The sequence below is a fragment of the Clostridiales bacterium genome (assembly GCA_025757645.1).
Classification (GTDB): domain Bacteria; phylum Bacillota; class Clostridia; order Oscillospirales; family Oscillospiraceae; genus CAG-103.
Genome location: CP107216.1, coordinates 2,101,040 through 2,116,776 on the forward strand (window position 1 = coordinate 2,101,040; position 15,737 = coordinate 2,116,776).

A 15,737-nucleotide genomic window follows, 5' to 3' on the forward strand; every position below is an offset into this window, starting at 1 on the left:
CGAGGTTTTCTTCATCGTGAATATAACTTTGAAATTGGTAATGCAGCACATTCTTCTTTATCGAAATACAAGTACAAGAATTGATGGTACTTTTTCTGATAAATGTCCTCAAACTCAAATTTCAAAATAGAATGATATTTCTGAGTTACCTTGGAAAAATCAAAAACGAGGTTGAACTCCCCAGCGTTCGCACACAAATTGTACTGCGGAGATATAAGCCAGCCACTTTCATTTTTTACAGGTTCGGCATCGACACCGGTTTCCTCATAGTATGTATAGCCCTTATAATCAATCTTATCGTAAAAATCATCAATGGGCGTTGTAGCTATTTCATCAAGAGATGCCAGCCCCTTAACACTTTTTAGATCGTAAAGGTACACACATACCTGAAATGCTGTTGATAATCCCTTGTTTGTTACCTTGATATTAGCACTCTTCCTAAATCCATCTGGCTCCGTTTTTCCTGGTGTTCTAAGAATAATATATCCGTCATTGTAGATTCGGCCATCTGTGTCATTAAATATTCGGAATACTTTATTCTGGGCGTTGTTGTCAAGTGTTGAATATGCGTCAACATCCAAACAAGGAACAACACTTAACTCTTGCTGCTTTTTCAAACACCACACAGATAAAAACAAGCCTCCAACCACACCGACAAACCCCAACCAGTCCCATCCTCCTGTTGGAAATGAGTAATTAAACCACATCGGAAGAAGTACAAACCACAGATATGTTCCAAAGACAAAAGCAACCATGTATCCTACATATTTCTTCAATATACATACCTCCTCACTATGAACGCCAACATTATAGCATACATATTCCCGATAAGGTAGAAGAAATATTTATTGTGACTAAGCGTATTATACTGAAATTGCCTTATTTACTGTTTTTTGCGGCTCTTTTTACCATGGCATTGTGTAACTAGGGTCAGTTCAGTCATAGTCGGCCTCGCTGCCGTCCGGGTCATAGGGCGTCAGATGCGCGCGCCGCAGCTTTGCCTCCAGAATGTCATAGCAGGTGACGCCCTGATCCTCCGCAAAGCCCCACCTGCAGTACATCCTGCGGATCGCCGGGTGGTCGCCGGAGAGGTTCTTTTGCAGCCGCGCAAGCTGCCGCTCCGTTTTTACATCCAGAACACGATTACGGAGATATCCGTACTGTGCCAGCAGGTCAAAGAGATCGCCCACCAGCATACGGAAGGCGCTGCCGGAAATGATGTAGGCGGGATCATTGCTGGAAGCTGCACGCTGCTTTTCTCTGATTTTTGCATCATGCTCTTTCAGTACGGCAGTCAGCGGCGTAAGCTCCGCCGCCTTCAGTTCGGCAAGATCATCCCGGTCCCCGAACGCCAGGTAGCGTCCGGGAATGAGCCAGTCGTCAAACTTTTTCTCCGCGATCTCGCCGTAGTGCTTTGACGTCTCGACCAGATTTGCCATGTCCTCCTCGTCCTTCACCTTCCCGGCGAGGAATGCGAGCTGATGCAGCAGACCGTAAAGATGCACCTCGTCACGGATATGCTTTTCGTAGGTTTTGCTGTCGATCACATATTTCATATCTTGTCCCATCCTTTCCTTATCTGCTTTCCCCGTCGTGGGCGACCTCGCTGGGCTTGGTCGTGAGAAGTTTATACAGCTCTGTATCCTTCGGGAACTCGTCCCGGAACGGAAGGATCACATTCTGGAAGAACAGAAGACCGCTGCCGGGGTCCGCGTTGGTCACATAGGCAAGCTGCTCGGCGGAAATGTTCAGCCGCTCCGTCATCAGCTTGCGGTCGCCAGCAGACAAGTTCAGCAGGTAGATGAAATCGCTGTTTTCCAGAATGTTTTCGATCTCCGGCGAGGAAAGCAGGTCTTTGGGGTTCTGTGTCGCCCCGGTCGGGACGCCGCCCCACTTTCTAAAACGCTTCCAAATCTCGGCGCTGTACGCTGCCGTCTGTTCCTCCTTCAAGAGCAGGTGAAATTCGTCCACGAAATACCAGGTGGCCCGTCCAATGGAGCGGTTCACCGTGACGGTGTTCCACACCGCGTCCTGGACAATGAGCATCCCCGGCTTTTTCAGATTCTTGCCGAGGCCCTTGATATCGAAGCAGACAAGGCGGTTGCGGATATCCACGGTGGTACGGTGGTTGAAGAAGTTGAGCGAGCCGTTTACATACAGGTCGAGCGCCTGAGCCACGCGCTCCGCCTCCGGGATGCCCTGCGCCATGAGCGCGTCCAGCAGATCGCCCAGCACGGGCATATTCTCCGGCCGCGGGTCCGCGAAGTACGGCTGGTAGATCATCTGCACGGCCCGGTCAATGACGGTTTTCTCGATAGCCTCCAGCCCCGTCTTGCTGCCCATGATAAGCTCGCAGAAAGACAGCACGAAATCACTTTTCAGCGCCAGCGGGTTTTCTTCCTCGCTGTAATTGAGGTTGATATCCAGGGGATTCACATAGTCGCGGCTGTTGGGGGAAAGCCGGATCACCTGACCGCCCAGCCGGTTCACCAGCGGGGAGTATTCATCCTCCGGGTCGCAGATGATGACGTTATCCTTCGTGGTCAGCATGACATAGGTAATCTCCCGCTTGCAGCTCATGGACTTGCCGCTGCCCGGTGTGCCGAACACAAGGCCGTTGGGACAACGGGACTGCTTGCGGTCCAGCAGGATCATGTTGTTGGAGAGAGCGTTGAGGCCGTAATACATGGCATTGCCGCCCATAAAAAGTTCCTGGGTGACGAAGGGGATAAATACCGCCAGCGCCGATGTGGTGAGGCTCCGTTCGATCTTGATACGGTTGAGGCCCAGCGGCAGCGAGGACATAAGCCCGTCCTCCTGCTGGAAGTCCAGCCGGGTCAGGATGCAGTTGTGCGTCTGGGCGACGCTGGCCGACTGCGAAACGGCAATCTCCAGCTTTTGTTTCGTGGGCGCCAGATGCAGCATGAGGAAGGTCATATTGAACATTCTCTCGTTGCGGCTCTGCAAATCCTGCAAGAGATTTTTCGCCGCGCCGCCGTAGGTGGAGAGGTCGGAGGGGAGAATATCCAGATCGTAGCCGCTGCGGGCGGCCTTCTTCTGCTCTTGGATCTTCATGGCGTCCAGATTGGTGATCTTGCGCTTGACCATCTTGATGGCCTCGTTCTGGTTGATGCCGCGGACGTGCATGGTGACGAGAAGGTTTCCCTCCACATCCATGAAATCCGTGAGGATACGGTCCTGAATCTCCGGGGCCAATATCTGCAAAAAGGACACCGCGCCGTACATTTCGCCGATGCGGAAACGCCGCGTCTCGCCAAACTCGAAGGAAGAAGGCGCGATAAAGTCCTTGACGGACAGGCCGCTTGCCGGGAGCCAGTTCCATTCAAAGGCGAATTGTCCGCCCTCCGGATGGAGAAGGCCATGCAGCAGCGCCAGCCGCTCTTTGCCGTCCAGCACCCTTGCGCCCGCGCCCATGACCTTGAAGCGGTTCAGGGTGTCTGCCTCGATCCGGGAAAACCTTGCCCGCGCCGCCGGAAGATTTTCCGCCTCGATGGTCAGCGTGACATATTTGCGCTTTACAAAGCCGTTGTTGCCGCGCTCATACTGTATTTGCAGGATGCCGGACGCCTCCACGCGCATATCATCCAGCGCGTCGCCCTGGGCGTCCATGCCGAACAGGTTTCCGTTCTTGTCCTCATGGCGGCTGCTCAGGGTCATTTGCACGCCGATGGAGGGATCATAGCCGTTATAGAAATCGCAGAGGCGTTCAAAGATATCCCGCTGGTCGTCCGGCCCCGCCAGACGGTAGTTGACGTCCTCATAGGCTATGGTCTTGGAGAAAAGCCGGTCGTCCAGCCTGCACAGGCCGTCCGGGTACAGGTTCCGAAACGGGATGCTGTCCTGCACGGTATGGGGCTTGCCGTCGCCCTTCGCCTGCCGGATGATGGCTTCAATCTGTTTTCGCTCCGCCCGCGTGAGCTTACGCTTTGCGGCGGGCTGCGAGTTTTCCGGTTTTGCCGTTCTTTTCAGCAATCGCCCGTACCTCCTTTTCCAGTTTTGCCTGCCGCACCAGGGCGGAATAGGCGTTGTTGGTCTGATAGATGCGCCGCTTCGGACGGATGAACTTGCATTGGATCAGGTGCCCCAGGATCACTTCCAGCGTTTGTCCATTTTTCTCATAGAGGGCAAACAGGAAGAACGGGAGCATGACAAGGATCATGCACAGCGCCGCCGAGGTCGTACCCATGCTGCCCTTGCTCAAAAAGAAAAGCGGCACTCCCACAAGCGCCGCCGATCCGAAACACACAAGCTGCCGCTTCGTCAGGCCGAACAGCATCTTGCTTTTGATTTTTGTCAGGTCCTTCGGGACCGTTACGTATGCCAAAATTGATACCTCCTTTAATGCGCTCCGAACAGGCTTTTTGCAAGGCTGCCGGTTTTGAACAGCGTGTAGCACAGCAGCACCGTGTAGCCCATGCACTCCCAGATCGCCACGGTAATATCATCCCCCACGGCGATATTCTGTACCAGCACCGCATAGATGCCGACGCAGACCATAATAAGAAATGCCTGAAAGCCCAGCGCCAGCAGGGACTTCAAGTAGTTCTGCCCCGTATGACCCCATTCCCGGTTGACCATCGTGGCAAACGGGATTGGCCCCACGGATACGGTCAAATACACCTCGATCATTCTTCCGTAGATCACAAGGAAAATGGCAATGGTGAGGATATGCGAACAGAGGCCCACAAAGACGCTCTGAAACCACAGGCCCAGCAAAGAACCGATGCTCCAGTCCGCCAGCGTTGTTTCCAGATCACCCACGACGCCGGAAATGTCGATCCCAGCATCGGAGATGATGACGCCTGCGCTCTGATCGACCACGCTCTGCGCCACGTCGAACACCGCCATAACGATATTCCAGGTGTTCGTGACGATCAGCACCGCGCAGAAGGTCTTGAAAATCCACTTCCAGAAAAGCCAGGTGTCAAAATCATGGAGATTATTTTTCTCGACGATCAACTGGATCAGCTCATAGCACATGACGAAGGTGAGGATGATGCCTGCAATGGGGACAATGACCGTTTCGGACAGGCTGCGGATCATGTTGAAGATACCGCCGTTCCAGCCGGAGGGCGTCATGCCGACCTCGCCTGCGATCTCGGCCACCTTCGTATTCACGGTATCAAAGGTCCCGGAAAGGTTTGAGATGATGCCGTCGATCAGCACCTCCTTGAACCATTCCTGGATCGTGTCGATTATCACGGGTGGTCACACCTCCTTTCGGGGGCTCCCGCCGTGAAACGGGAGCCTCCGGGTGGGATGGTCCTGCCGCCGCTCAGCCAAGCAGGCCGGACAGCAGGGGGACAAGGGTCACGCCGATCAGGGCGACGCCGCCGCCCGCGACGAGCTGTTTGACGCCCTGGCTTTTTGCTTATGTGTGATAAAGAAGTAATAGAAGTGTAAAAAATTTTGCCTTTCCTATCCGATACTTGTCTTTGGTATCGGATAGGGCAGGCGGTCATTCGGGCAAGTCCACCTTGCCGACGAAAGAATAGTAAATCTCAATATCCTGTCTGCGTGTGCCGTTTTCATCGTAGCTGCACTCATGCACAACGATTTTCTCTACAAACTCACGTAAGAGGGTGTGGGTCAGTTCTTCAAAGTTCATGTGCTTGCGGACAATGTTCATAAACTTTTCTGCGTTTACGGTAGCTTCCTGTGCTTTGGAAAGCTCCGCCTGTATTCTGGCAACACGCTCTTTCAATTCCTGCTGTTCGGCTTCATAGTCTGCCGAAAGCTCCGTGAAACGCTCGTCAGAAATGCGACCGCTTACGCTGTCCTCATACAGCCGCTTGAAAATAGCGGAAAGTTCACCGATACGCTTTTCGGCAGCTTCCAGTTCCTTTTTCTTGGCGGCGTTCCGGCGTTTGCCGCCGTCCTCGTTCTGCTCGATCAGCAGCTTCATAAAACGGGCTTCATGCTTTGCCGCATAGCTCGTCACTTTCCGTAGATTGGAGAGAACGCCCGCAGTCAAAAGGTCGGTGCGGATAAAATGTGCGGTGCAGTCATGGGTGCGCTTCTTGTAGTTCCCGCAGATATAGCAGTCCTGTTTCCGCTTATCGGTCTGGTAACGCTGCTGATACATGACGCTGCCGCAGTCCGCGCAAAAGAGCATACCAGAGAACAAGCCCACTTCATCATAGCGGTTCGGACGCTTGCGCTGTTTGCGTAATTCCTGCACACGCTCCCATGTCTGGGTGTCGATGATAGGCTCATGGTGGTTCTCGAAAACTGCCTGTTTCTCAATGGGATTTTCTATGCTGTGCTTGGTCTTGTAGGACGGTTTCTCCGTCTTGAAGTTCACCAAACAGCCCATGTACTCCCGGTTTTCAAGGATATGCACCACGGTATTTGTCGCCCATTTGCACTCATAGCCGGGGTGATAGCGGCGTGTGCTGCCCGTCCTGCGGTATTCCAGCGTTCCCGGCGTTGGGATTTCCTGCTCGGTCAGCATACGGGCTATCTTGGTCGGACCGTTCCCGGCAAGGCACAGACGGTATATCTGCTTGACCACGGGTGCGGCTTCCTCGTCAATGATGAAGTTTTCGTCCTCGTCCATGAGGTAGCCGTACACGGGTTTGCTCGTAACAGGCTTGCCGCTCATGCCTTTTGACCGTTTTACAGCTTTGATTTTCTTACTCGTATCTCTCACCAGCCATTCGTTGAAAATGTTCCGCAGAGGGGCAAAATCATTATCGCCCTGTGCGCTGTCCACTCCATCGTTAATTGCGATAAAGCGGACGCCTTTTTGTGGGAAAATCATCTCGGTATACATTCCCACCTGCAGGTAGTTTCGCCCTAACCGTGACATATCCTTTACGATAACGGTAGCCACTTTCCCGGCTTCAATGTCCGCAAGCATGGATTGAAAGCCCGGTCTTTGGAAGTTCGCACCAGAATAGCCATCGTCCGTGTACCAGCGCAGATTGGAAAAGCCGTTCTGCTTTGCGTAGGTTTCAAGGATACGCTTCTGGTTGGAAATGGAATTACTTTCGCCTTGCAGCTCGTCCTCATGGGATAGTCTTGGATAAAGGGCAGTGATTTTCTGGGTGGTCTGTCTTAACATAAAATCCTCCGTTTCCGACAGCCAGCCCCACTATTCCGTATTTCGATTATACCACATGGGGCGGCTGTCTGTATAGCGGCTTCTGCTTCTTTACCGCCCGGTAAAATGACGATTTTTCTGTGCGGCTTGTAGCGTTAGGGCGAAAGCTGGGCTTTGTGTCCTGCGGCGGCTTCCGCCTCCAGCACTTTCATCATCTTATCGGCTGCGGTGTCGGTGGTATCTTTTTTGAAAAATCCGGAAACGACAAGGACGGTGTTGCCCATGCGGATCTCTGTCACGCAGTCCGGGCGGCGTTCCGGGGTGGTGTTCTGCTTGTTCTCTGCCATAGGCAACTCCTTTCATTTCATCAATTCTTTTAGTCTGTTCAGCTTGGCTTGCGCCGTTTCACGGCGGAAGTTCTCTCCCGTAAAGAGGATAGGGGCGCACATTTCCAAAAGGCGGCCATAAATCCGGGCATGGGCGGTGTCCAGCGGATTTTGCAGGCTGTCCAATGTCAGATTGGTGGTAACGATTAAGGGCTTGCGGCTGCGGTAGCGGCTGTCAATCACATTGTAGACCTGTTCTAAACCGTACTCTGTGCCGCGCTCCATTCCAAAATCATCAATGATAAGCAGAGGAAAACGGCAAAGACGCCCGATATACTCGTTGCGCCCCTCAAAGCTGGCGGTCAGGTCATTCAAAATCGCAGAGAAGTTCGTCATGCGGACAGCGACTTCCTGCTCCATGAGGGCATTAGCGATACACCCGGCAAAATAGCTTTTTCCTGTGCCGACCTTGCCCCATAGCAGATAGCCGATATTTTCCTCGCGCATGGTTTCCCAATGCTCCACATAGAAGTGTGCAATCTCTATTTGCGGGCATTTCCCGTTGTCGTTGGCGAAAGTCCATTCCTGCATGGTAGGATTGGTAAATCCCCGGCGCTTCAAGTCCTCCACGGTGTCAAGGTGCTTTCTGCGCTGTTCGGCGGCTTCACGCTCCAAACGCTGGGCTTTCTGGCAGTCACATTCTGCCGGGTGGCGGTCACGCCCAAACAGGGCGGCTTGCTTTTCCGGGAAGTAGGCTTCTTTCGGAGTGTAACACTTGCCGCAGTAAAGCAGTCCGTCCTCGCCCGTGTAGTCCTCCGGCTGTGGGGTAACAGCCGCCATATTCAAAACTCGTTCTGTAAACAGATTACTCATAAGCTCTCGCCCTCCTTGCAGGTGTATTCGGGTATGCCCTGTTTCGGGGCAGCCTTTGCGGTATCGTCTGCCGCCCATCTGCGGATAGTGGCGGCGTGGTTTTTATATTTCTTGCCCGTGGACGCGATATAGCCGGAAAGCCGCTCAATGTAGTACGCCCATTTTTCGGGCAGCTCCGCTTGCAGTTCGGAAAGCTCCGTATCAGTCAGAAATACATTCTCATATCTGCCATAGCTGCGGGCGATGGCTTGTCCCTTTAACTCTCCCTCTTTTTCTAACTCTATATCTATCTCTTTCTTTATCTCTATCTCTGGTGGACGAATGTCGGACAAATGTCCGCCATTTGTCCGCGGCGGCAAAAGTGCCTTATTTTCAAGCCTTGCGGCGCGTTTCCGTTCCGCTTCGGTAGAGGATTGACCGATCATCAGCTCGATGTCGGTCATATAAAGCAGCCCGCAGTCAAGCTGCTCCACAAGTCCTAACTGCTGGAAGATGGCTAATGCCCGTTCCACCGTCCCGATTTGGTGACGGGTCAGCGTGGCTATCATCTGGGCGGTATAGGGGATATGCTCGTCAAGCTGCAATCTGCCGCCATTTTTCAGCGATTTTAAGTACAGCTTCAAGAGGATATTGGAATACAAAATCCCGTCTTTCATGTCCTCCAACAGCACAATGGAATCGCTGTCGAAGAAGTTTTCTTTCAGTTTGAGGTAGTAATATTTGCGGTTATCTGCCATTGGCGGTGTCCTCCCTGTGTTTCCATCTCTTAGAGAAATACCGGGGGCAGAGGACGATAATCGCCCGGAAGCTCTGCTTGCAGCCGTGTGTGCAGCCCCGGCAAAGGTCATTGTAGGTAATACGGTTTCGGTGGTTGAGGAAAAAGCTCCATTCCAACCGCCGCTTTTTGCTCATGCGTGGCATTTCTCGCTCCTTTCTGCCGTTTCCGCTGGTATAAGCGGATAGGTCGGTAAAAATGTAGTTTCTCGGTGTCATTTTCGGGGATTTCCTGCGCTGTGCGCCCCGTTTCAAAGGTGGGCAGTATTGCGGATAGGGTGCAGGGCATATCCCCGTTTTGGTATCGTTTCGGGGCGGTTTTTAACGCTCATGTTCGTGCTTTTTCTCTCTGTCTTTCTCGCCTTGCAGGATTTGAGAAAGATTGCTTTTCACGGTATGCAGCTCCTTGACACGGGCTTTTTTCTCCCGGTATTCGTTGTAATGGGCGTTCTTTTCGGCGGTAAGCTGCTCGATTTCCGCTTGCAGGGCTTTATGGCTTGGCAGCTTGGAAACGCCATGCGCCCGAAAATAACGGGTGGCTGCGTCCGCTATGATAAAATCGCTTTCGTGCCGTTCCCGGTAGGCGCTGCGGGCTTTTTCCGTTTTCTGCGCTTTCAGACCGTCACGGGCAGGCTTGGTCTTGGCATAGGCAAGCACCTGTGTCTGAAGTTCCTTTTTCTCCCGGATAGCAGCGTCCAGGGCTTTCAGCTTGGCGGTGCTGTCCTGTAAATCCGCATTGGCGGATACAAGGGCTGCGTCCAGCTCCTCCGGCGAATAGCCGTACTGCCCGTAGGCGGCAACGGTAGCCGCCATTTGTTTCAGATTGTGGACTGCCGCCCAGCGGTCATAGCCCGCGCCCTTTCCCTCCGCTCGCTTCGCTGCCCGGTCAACCATGCGCTGAATACCGTCCTTTTCCGGGGTGGTTTGGACAGCTTTTTTGCCCTGCAAACGCTCCCTTATGTTGCGGGGGTATTCGGGTACGGTTGCGGTCTGCTCGGCGGCTCTGTGGGCGTTCTGTTCCAAAAGGGCAAGAACGGCAGCGCGGTCAAAATCATCTCCCAGCTTGCGGGCGGTAATGGGCTTTGTCCTGTCCGGCGTGAGGTAGGATAGCCGCCATCGGCTCTCCTTGACAGTCACGCCCTGTTGCAAGAGAACGGCGGCGAACTCGCCATAGCTTGCGGCAGAGGACAGCGCGGTGCGTATGGCCTGCCGCAATTTTTCCTTGTCTGTTTCAAACTTCGTGGGCTTGGCTGGCTGCTCCTCGGCTGGCAAGGCGGCAGCTTCCTTGTCCAGCTTTACCTGCCCTTTCCGCTGCGCCCAATACTCACGCTCGGTAATGCGGCTTTTGCTGCCATGCAAAAGGTCGATTTGATAGAGATTTTCCCGGTGGCACAGCTCCATGACTTCGGCTTTGAAGTATTCCATCGCCGCGTCTGTGCAGCGGTGTTTGCACCCGGCGCGGGTGTCTGCCGGTCTGTCCATATAGGGCAAGAATGGAACTTCGGCTATCCGCAGAGAATTGATAACGATATGCACATGGATATTGCCGCTGTGGTTGTGTCCGTCCGGGTGGGTGCAGACAATGGCTTGGTGTCCAGGAAACTGCTTCCGGCAAAATTCCTCGCCCAACGCCTGCGCCCGGTCTACGGTCAAACCGTTGTCCACCGCGTCCCGTGGGTCAAAGCTGATAATGTAGTGGTGGCTTTTTACATCTTCCCGCTTCTGGTTCTTCCCATAGCGGAGATTGGAGCGCATACAGGCAACGGCAAAATCCTCGTCGCCGCAGTTCAGCGTGGCTATTCGATAGTCCTCCCTGAGCATGAGCCGCCCGTTTTCATCAAGGGTGGGCTTCATGGTAAACTCGTCATGTTCAAAGGTGAGGTACTGCTCGGCTGCGCCATAGTCCGCATTTTTAGAGCTGATATGTTTGAATGTTGCCAACAGCGTCACCTACCTTTCGCAGGACTTCAAACTTCAAGGCAGCAAGGTCAGAAATGGCGGCGCGGACTTCAACGGACAGGGCGTTGTATGGTGTGCCGTACTCGTTGAGGGCGCGGGCAATCTGATTGAGGTTGCCACCGATTTTTCCATATTCGGCGGTCAGCCTGCCAACGGCGGACAACAGTTCATCATTGACCGGGGAAACGGTAACGATGGGGCGAATGGTCGCCCGTGTAATGGCTTGCCGGATAAATTCGGCTTGGCTCATGTCATAGTGTTTCAGCCGCTCGGTAAAGTCGGCGTATTCTTCCTCGGTCATGCGGGTTTTGACCACATGGCAGCGGTGGGGCGTGTTGTATTTTTTCTTCAAGCGTTGACCTCCTTTCTCGCCCGACAGGGCGCATGAGCAGGGTTTGGGGAAGGCACTCCCCAACAAGATTTACCAAAGGGGGCAAAACCGCAGATATGCGGATTTTGGCACCGTGGTAGAATCTTGCTCTAAAAAACTACCGCTTTCCTCGGCGGCTCTGGTTTGCGGATATACTGGCTTGCTCCACCAATATAGCGATTGCGGCGGCGTGTTCTGCCCGCTGTTCACCACTACAACGGTGAAAAGGGGTCGTTTTGGCAAACGCAGCGGAAATTTTTTTGTTTTTCCTGTCTGCTCCCTACAACAATCCGGCGGTGTGGTTTGCCAAAGATTTTTGAAAATGGGCGCAAAAAAAGCAGTAAACCTTTTCAAGATTTACTGCTTATCTGCCGCTGTGATGGGCGGCGGTATTAAATTGTCAGCCGTTTTTCAAATGGAATTTATCTGCAATCGCTTTCTTTCCGCTTTCCAATTCCTTTTCTGTAATCTTCCATAATCCTAACGCAATGATCTGCTATCTTTTGCATTCCGAGTTCTTCAAAAAAGGCAATTTGTATTTTCATCAGTTCTTCACAAACAGTCAACTTCTGCTCATCCATATTGCTAATAGCAAGCCATGGGAACGCTTTATATTTCTTAGTGTCCCCAATGAGAAAATTGTACCCTATCAACTCATTTTCACGGAAAACGAAATAGAATTGTGGGCCTGAACCTGGAACTGACTTTTCCATAATTTGCTGCATTGTTCTCACGCCGCCGTATGCCGGAAAAAAACCTATTCGCTCAAGAGCATTTAATATGTCAATCCTTTTATCTGTGGGTATGTCTCTATAATTGATAATCTGTTCCATTTGCTCTACCCTCATTGAAGTTTAATTTGTCAGGCTCTAATTATACAACTTTTCTGTTTAGCGGTCAAAGCGGAACTTCAACAGGCTTTCTATCAGTTGCCTGACGATATGCTCCTGCATATCTGTGTTAATCTGTCCGTCCATCTTCGCACAAGAGCGGACATATCCCGCATAATGGGATAGGACGGCGGCAACAGCTTCCGGGTCGCCCTCGCTTGCCTTAACGATTGTCTCATAGGGAAGTAGCTGGCTCATAGGACAAACCCTCCAACTCTGCCCGTAGCCGCCGTAAAATCATCTGAATACGCCGCCCGGTTGTGTTGCCAGCCCGTCCATATCTCCGTCCAATCTCCCTATGCGTCAATCGTTGGAAGTAGTACAAGAAAATGATTTCCTGTTCCATCTGTGATAGTGCGGACAGGGCTGCGGCAAGCTCTGGACTTTCCAAAAGCACCATCTGACCACAGACGAAAAGCGGATAGCTGGTCATGCCGGATTGCTCCGCAAAGTATTTATCTGTGGTACTGAATGGATAGTGTTTTTCTTCTATCAGATATTCAAGCGAGATTTCCCGCTTGCGGCGGCTCCGTATGCTCCGAGCTGCGTCTATGGCAGCGTGGCGAATAACAGTCTTGCAAAAGGCATCGTGTGTATGCCGGATATGTTCTTGATACTTTTCGTGTTCGGTCATGGAAAATCCCCCTTTCTGAATAATGGCAGAGGGCGGCAGCATCTTGTGCTGTCGCCCTCTTGATTACCGAACAGCAAAGACGGGCGGGGCTGTCAACGGCGGCGCATTTGCGCCGTTCATCTTGACCGTTGACAGGCTCGGCTGGGTTTGCTATCTGCTCACGGCAATTCACTCTCATTGATAGGAATTGCCTCAAGTTCCGTATTCAAATTGTTCCAATAAGAGCCGATATCCGCACTTGTGAAATACTTAAAACCGCCTGCTGCTGACTTCAATTCGCCGTTTTTAACCCCATAGCAGGCGTAAATCAAATCGTAGCTTGTTCCATCTGAGAGGTTAAATCTAAAGCTGGTCACATCTGCTCTGGCAGTTTCCTCAGTCGTTTTGTCTTTTAGGGATAAGCCCTTGAACTTATCATACAGGGTCTTTATATCATTTTCAGCAACAACTACTTTCTTTTCTGCTGATGCAGGCACTCCGTCATAGTGGTACATTTCAACGTTTTCGACATCTTCAACCTCAAATGGGAAGTCGATTTTGACAGGCTCATAAGCAATGTTTATAGGTAACAGAAAGAGAGCTGTAAAAATTGCAATGATACAAAGAGCGATGGAAACGAGAACAGCAATCGTTATCTTTTTTCTGCCTCTCTGCTTTTCTTTTGCCTCATGGCGCATAATAACGCTTTCGCTTTCTTCGTGAAGAACATCTTCGCTCGTGTGAGAAAGCAATTTCTGATAAATTGCGTTACAGTCAGCACAGGCGTTCAAATGCTCTTTTACCATCTCTGCGCTTGCTTCGCTGCAAGCACTGTCAACATACAGCGGAAGAATATCTCGAACAATATCGCATTGTTTACTCATGCTTTTCATCCATCCTTTCTTGAATTTTTAGCTTTGCACGATGATAAGTAACTCTCGCCCATGATTCTGTTTTTCCAAAAATTGCAGCGATTTGTGAAAAAGATAGTTCCCCGAATACGCGAAGCTGAAAGACTTCTTTGTATGGTTCTTCCAAACGGTGAAGAACGAGGTGTATGCGGAACGCCATGTCAGAATCTGCAACTGAGTTCTCAACATTTTCATTTGATGGCAAGTCATTGATTTCACTCACATCAGCTACTCGCTGACGGCTTCGCATTTCATCATGGTAAAGGTTTTTTGCTATGGAGCAGAGCCATGTCAATTCATCTGACTTACCTTTGAATTGTGATGTTGTAGAAACAGCCTTATAGAATGTGTTCTGCGTGATTTCCTCTGCTATCTCACGATTTTTGGCAAGAGAAATAGTATACGAGTATACCTGTAAATAGTAGGCTTTATAGAGCTTTTCATAGTCCATACTTGTCATCACCTCCTTCAGCTTCATAGGTTAGACGGAGAAATCGGAATTTCGTTACAAAGAAGTTTGAAATTTTTATACCTTTACGCTACTCTTGCTTTGTGCGGACTATTGGTAGACGCGCATTAACGGCAAGTAAAGAGATTGCTGTGTCAGCTTGATATGTTCAAATGCTAATTAAGTATAGCATACAGCTATGAATTTTTCTATTGCGTTCCCCTGACTTCGGAATAGTGGCAGGGCTGGCTATCCTTGTTTTGCTTTGTGCTTCTCTACCGTACATGAGCATTGGCCGCAGGGTTATCCTGACCGTAACCTTCCAGAAGGTTGATGCCGCCCCACACGCACAGGCCGCCGCCCAGGGCGATCACGAGAGTCTGCAATACGTCAATAGCACTGTTGAAGAAATCCATAAATCATTTTTCCTTTCGTTTTGTAGAATTGTTGTTGTCGGGTTCCAGATCGGATGCGTTCAATTCGTACATATCGAAAGGCTCGTCCGGCTTCACAATGGCCGGTCTGCGTTTCATGTACCGTTCTACGTCAAAGACGTTTCTCTTGTCGGCGTCGGACAGGTATTTATATCGGGGATGCTTCGTGATATCAAACTTGTCGCTGAAAAACGGGCGCACACCACGAAGCTGCAAAATACACTTGCCGCCGTCCATGACTGCAATTTCGTCCTGGGTCATCAACTCCTTTCCTAATTTCTGATAACTGAGGCCGTGAGAAGTCTGCGCGCCGCGGTTTTCGGACTGGCTCAGGCTGTCGATGGTCTCCTTGCCCAGCAGCTCCGAAATCTCTTTCAGCGTCCCTTTCTCCTTGCCTCCCAAAAACAAGGTGCTGTCGCAGTTGCCGACGATGGTATCTGCCGCGTCCTTGTAGATGGTCTTTAGCTGGCTTTGCGACTGCAAAATAATAGAAGCCGATATCTCACGGCTTCGGATGGTGGCGATCAACTTATCAAAGTTTGGTATCTGGCCGATGTTGGCAAATTCGTCCAAAAGGCACCGCACATGAACAGGCAGCCGCCCGTTATAGAAATCGTCCGCCTTGTCGCAGAGCAAGTTGAAAAGCTGGCTTTGCAGCATGGCAATGACGAAATTGAAGGTGGTATCGGTATCGCTCATAATGAGGAACAGCGCCGTTTTCCGGTCACCCATTGTGTCCAGCTCCAATTCATCCTCCGTCATAATGTCCCGAAGCTCCTTGATATCGAAGGGGGCGAGGCGGGCGCCGCAGCTCACCAAAATGCTTTTGAGTGTCTTGCCAGAGACGAAAAGTCAAGGACTTTTTCATCAAATTCAAAAAGAAGTCACATTTTGCGGACTTCTTCACGGAGCATACGCTTGATTTTGTCCTCCATCGTCTCCTTGGCGGTCTCGCTGAAATGGACACGGACGATATAGGTGGTCTTGCCAATCTGCTTTCTGACAGTCGGGCAAGTGGCGGTGTTGGTTGCGGTATTGTTCATTCAAAATCCTCCTGTAAATGAAAAATGCCC

General features: G+C 51.4%; 21 protein-coding genes and 1 pseudogene. 1 reads left to right on the forward strand and 21 read right to left on the reverse strand.

Going from position 1 to position 15,737, the window contains the following annotated elements; genetic code table 11:
- Positions 1-11: 11 nt before the first annotated feature.
- From OGM61_10175 to mobC, 13 genes are all read right to left on the reverse strand, one after another.
- Positions 12-776, reverse strand: a complete 765-nt coding sequence (locus OGM61_10175) for a hypothetical protein (GenBank protein ID UYI84202.1) — start codon at positions 774-776, stop codon at positions 12-14.
- 159 nt (positions 777-935) lie between these two features.
- Positions 936-1,556 carry a hypothetical protein gene (locus OGM61_10180; protein ID UYI84203.1) on the reverse strand — a complete coding sequence of 207 codons (621 nt, stop codon included), beginning with the start codon at positions 1,554-1,556 and terminating at the stop codon, positions 936-938.
- A gap of 19 nt (positions 1,557-1,575) precedes the next feature.
- Entirely contained in the window at positions 1,576-3,993 is a 2,418-nt protein-coding gene (locus OGM61_10185; protein UYI84204.1) for a PrgI family protein, read from the reverse strand.
- On the reverse strand, positions 3,941-4,345 hold the full coding sequence (locus OGM61_10190) for a PrgI family protein (GenBank protein UYI84205.1): 405 nt from the start codon (positions 4,343-4,345) through the stop codon (positions 3,941-3,943). Before OGM61_10190 ends, OGM61_10185 begins: the two co-directional genes overlap by 53 nt.
- A gap of 14 nt (positions 4,346-4,359) precedes the next feature.
- On the reverse strand, positions 4,360-5,223 hold the full coding sequence (locus OGM61_10195) for a CD0415/CD1112 family protein (protein ID UYI84206.1): 864 nt from the start codon (positions 5,221-5,223) through the stop codon (positions 4,360-4,362).
- Positions 5,220-5,483 carry a hypothetical protein gene (locus OGM61_10200; GenBank protein UYI84207.1) on the reverse strand — a complete coding sequence of 88 codons (264 nt, stop codon included), beginning with the start codon at positions 5,481-5,483 and terminating at the stop codon, positions 5,220-5,222. Before OGM61_10200 ends, OGM61_10195 begins: the two co-directional genes overlap by 4 nt.
- Positions 5,480-7,087, reverse strand: coding sequence for a recombinase family protein (locus tag OGM61_10205; protein ID UYI84208.1), 1,608 nt, complete (start codon positions 7,085-7,087; stop codon positions 5,480-5,482). The genes OGM61_10200 and OGM61_10205 overlap by 4 nt, the downstream gene beginning before the upstream one ends.
- A 134-nt stretch (positions 7,088-7,221) precedes the next feature.
- Positions 7,222-7,413, reverse strand: coding sequence for a transposon-encoded TnpW family protein (locus tag OGM61_10210; protein UYI84209.1), 192 nt, complete (start codon positions 7,411-7,413; stop codon positions 7,222-7,224).
- Positions 7,414-7,425: 12 nt separating this feature from the next.
- Positions 7,426-8,265 (reverse strand): ATP-binding protein, encoded by an 840-nt coding sequence (locus OGM61_10215; protein ID UYI84210.1) that lies wholly within the window; start codon positions 8,263-8,265, stop codon positions 7,426-7,428.
- Positions 8,262-9,002 carry a phage replisome organizer N-terminal domain-containing protein gene (locus tag OGM61_10220; GenBank protein ID UYI84211.1) on the reverse strand — a complete coding sequence of 247 codons (741 nt, stop codon included), beginning with the start codon at positions 9,000-9,002 and terminating at the stop codon, positions 8,262-8,264. Before OGM61_10220 ends, OGM61_10215 begins: the two co-directional genes overlap by 4 nt.
- Positions 8,992-9,186, reverse strand: coding sequence for a hypothetical protein (locus OGM61_10225; protein UYI85589.1), 195 nt, complete (start codon positions 9,184-9,186; stop codon positions 8,992-8,994). Before OGM61_10225 ends, OGM61_10220 begins: the two co-directional genes overlap by 11 nt.
- Positions 9,187-9,360: 174 nt before the next feature.
- Positions 9,361-10,980 carry a relaxase/mobilization nuclease domain-containing protein gene (locus OGM61_10230; GenBank protein ID UYI84212.1) on the reverse strand — a complete coding sequence of 540 codons (1,620 nt, stop codon included), beginning with the start codon at positions 10,978-10,980 and terminating at the stop codon, positions 9,361-9,363.
- Positions 10,952-11,350: a plasmid mobilization relaxosome protein MobC gene (mobC, locus tag OGM61_10235; protein UYI84213.1), complete on the reverse strand. Its 399-nt coding sequence runs from the start codon at positions 11,348-11,350 to the stop codon at positions 10,952-10,954. The genes OGM61_10230 and mobC overlap by 29 nt, the downstream gene beginning before the upstream one ends.
- A gap of 43 nt (positions 11,351-11,393) precedes the next feature.
- On the opposite strand from mobC, the gene OGM61_10240 reads away from it, so the two are divergent.
- Complete coding sequence (locus tag OGM61_10240) at positions 11,394-11,846, forward strand: hypothetical protein (GenBank protein ID UYI84214.1); 453 nt, start codon at positions 11,394-11,396, stop codon at positions 11,844-11,846.
- Here OGM61_10240 and OGM61_10245 read toward each other — a convergent pair.
- The 8 genes and pseudogenes from OGM61_10245 to OGM61_10280 all read right to left on the reverse strand — a co-directional run bounded on the left by OGM61_10245 (position 11,791) and on the right by OGM61_10280 (position 15,707).
- Complete coding sequence (locus OGM61_10245; GenBank protein ID UYI84215.1) at positions 11,791-12,216, reverse strand: hypothetical protein; 426 nt, start codon at positions 12,214-12,216, stop codon at positions 11,791-11,793. The genes OGM61_10240 and OGM61_10245 overlap by 56 nt on opposite strands.
- Positions 12,217-12,258: 42 nt before the next feature.
- Positions 12,259-12,456, reverse strand: coding sequence for a helix-turn-helix domain-containing protein (locus OGM61_10250; protein ID UYI84216.1), 198 nt, complete (start codon positions 12,454-12,456; stop codon positions 12,259-12,261).
- Complete coding sequence (locus OGM61_10255) at positions 12,434-12,934, reverse strand: sigma-70 family RNA polymerase sigma factor (protein ID UYI84217.1); 501 nt, start codon at positions 12,932-12,934, stop codon at positions 12,434-12,436. Before OGM61_10255 ends, OGM61_10250 begins: the two co-directional genes overlap by 23 nt.
- A gap of 116 nt (positions 12,935-13,050) precedes the next feature.
- A complete protein-coding gene (locus OGM61_10260; GenBank protein ID UYI84218.1) occupies positions 13,051-13,755 on the reverse strand; it encodes a zf-HC2 domain-containing protein in 705 nt (234 codons plus the stop codon).
- Positions 13,748-14,260, reverse strand: coding sequence for an RNA polymerase sigma factor (locus tag OGM61_10265; GenBank protein UYI84219.1), 513 nt, complete (start codon positions 14,258-14,260; stop codon positions 13,748-13,750). Before OGM61_10265 ends, OGM61_10260 begins: the two co-directional genes overlap by 8 nt.
- Before the next feature lie 245 nt (positions 14,261-14,505).
- Complete coding sequence (locus OGM61_10270; protein UYI84220.1) at positions 14,506-14,646, reverse strand: Maff2 family protein; 141 nt, start codon at positions 14,644-14,646, stop codon at positions 14,506-14,508.
- Positions 14,647-14,649: 3 nt separating this feature from the next.
- A pseudogene (locus OGM61_10275) lies at positions 14,650-15,507 on the reverse strand (TraM recognition domain-containing protein).
- A 41-nt stretch (positions 15,508-15,548) separates the two neighbouring features.
- Positions 15,549-15,707 carry a transposon-encoded TnpW family protein gene (locus OGM61_10280; GenBank protein UYI84221.1) on the reverse strand — a complete coding sequence of 53 codons (159 nt, stop codon included), beginning with the start codon at positions 15,705-15,707 and terminating at the stop codon, positions 15,549-15,551.
- Between the last annotated feature and the right edge of the window lie 30 nt (positions 15,708-15,737).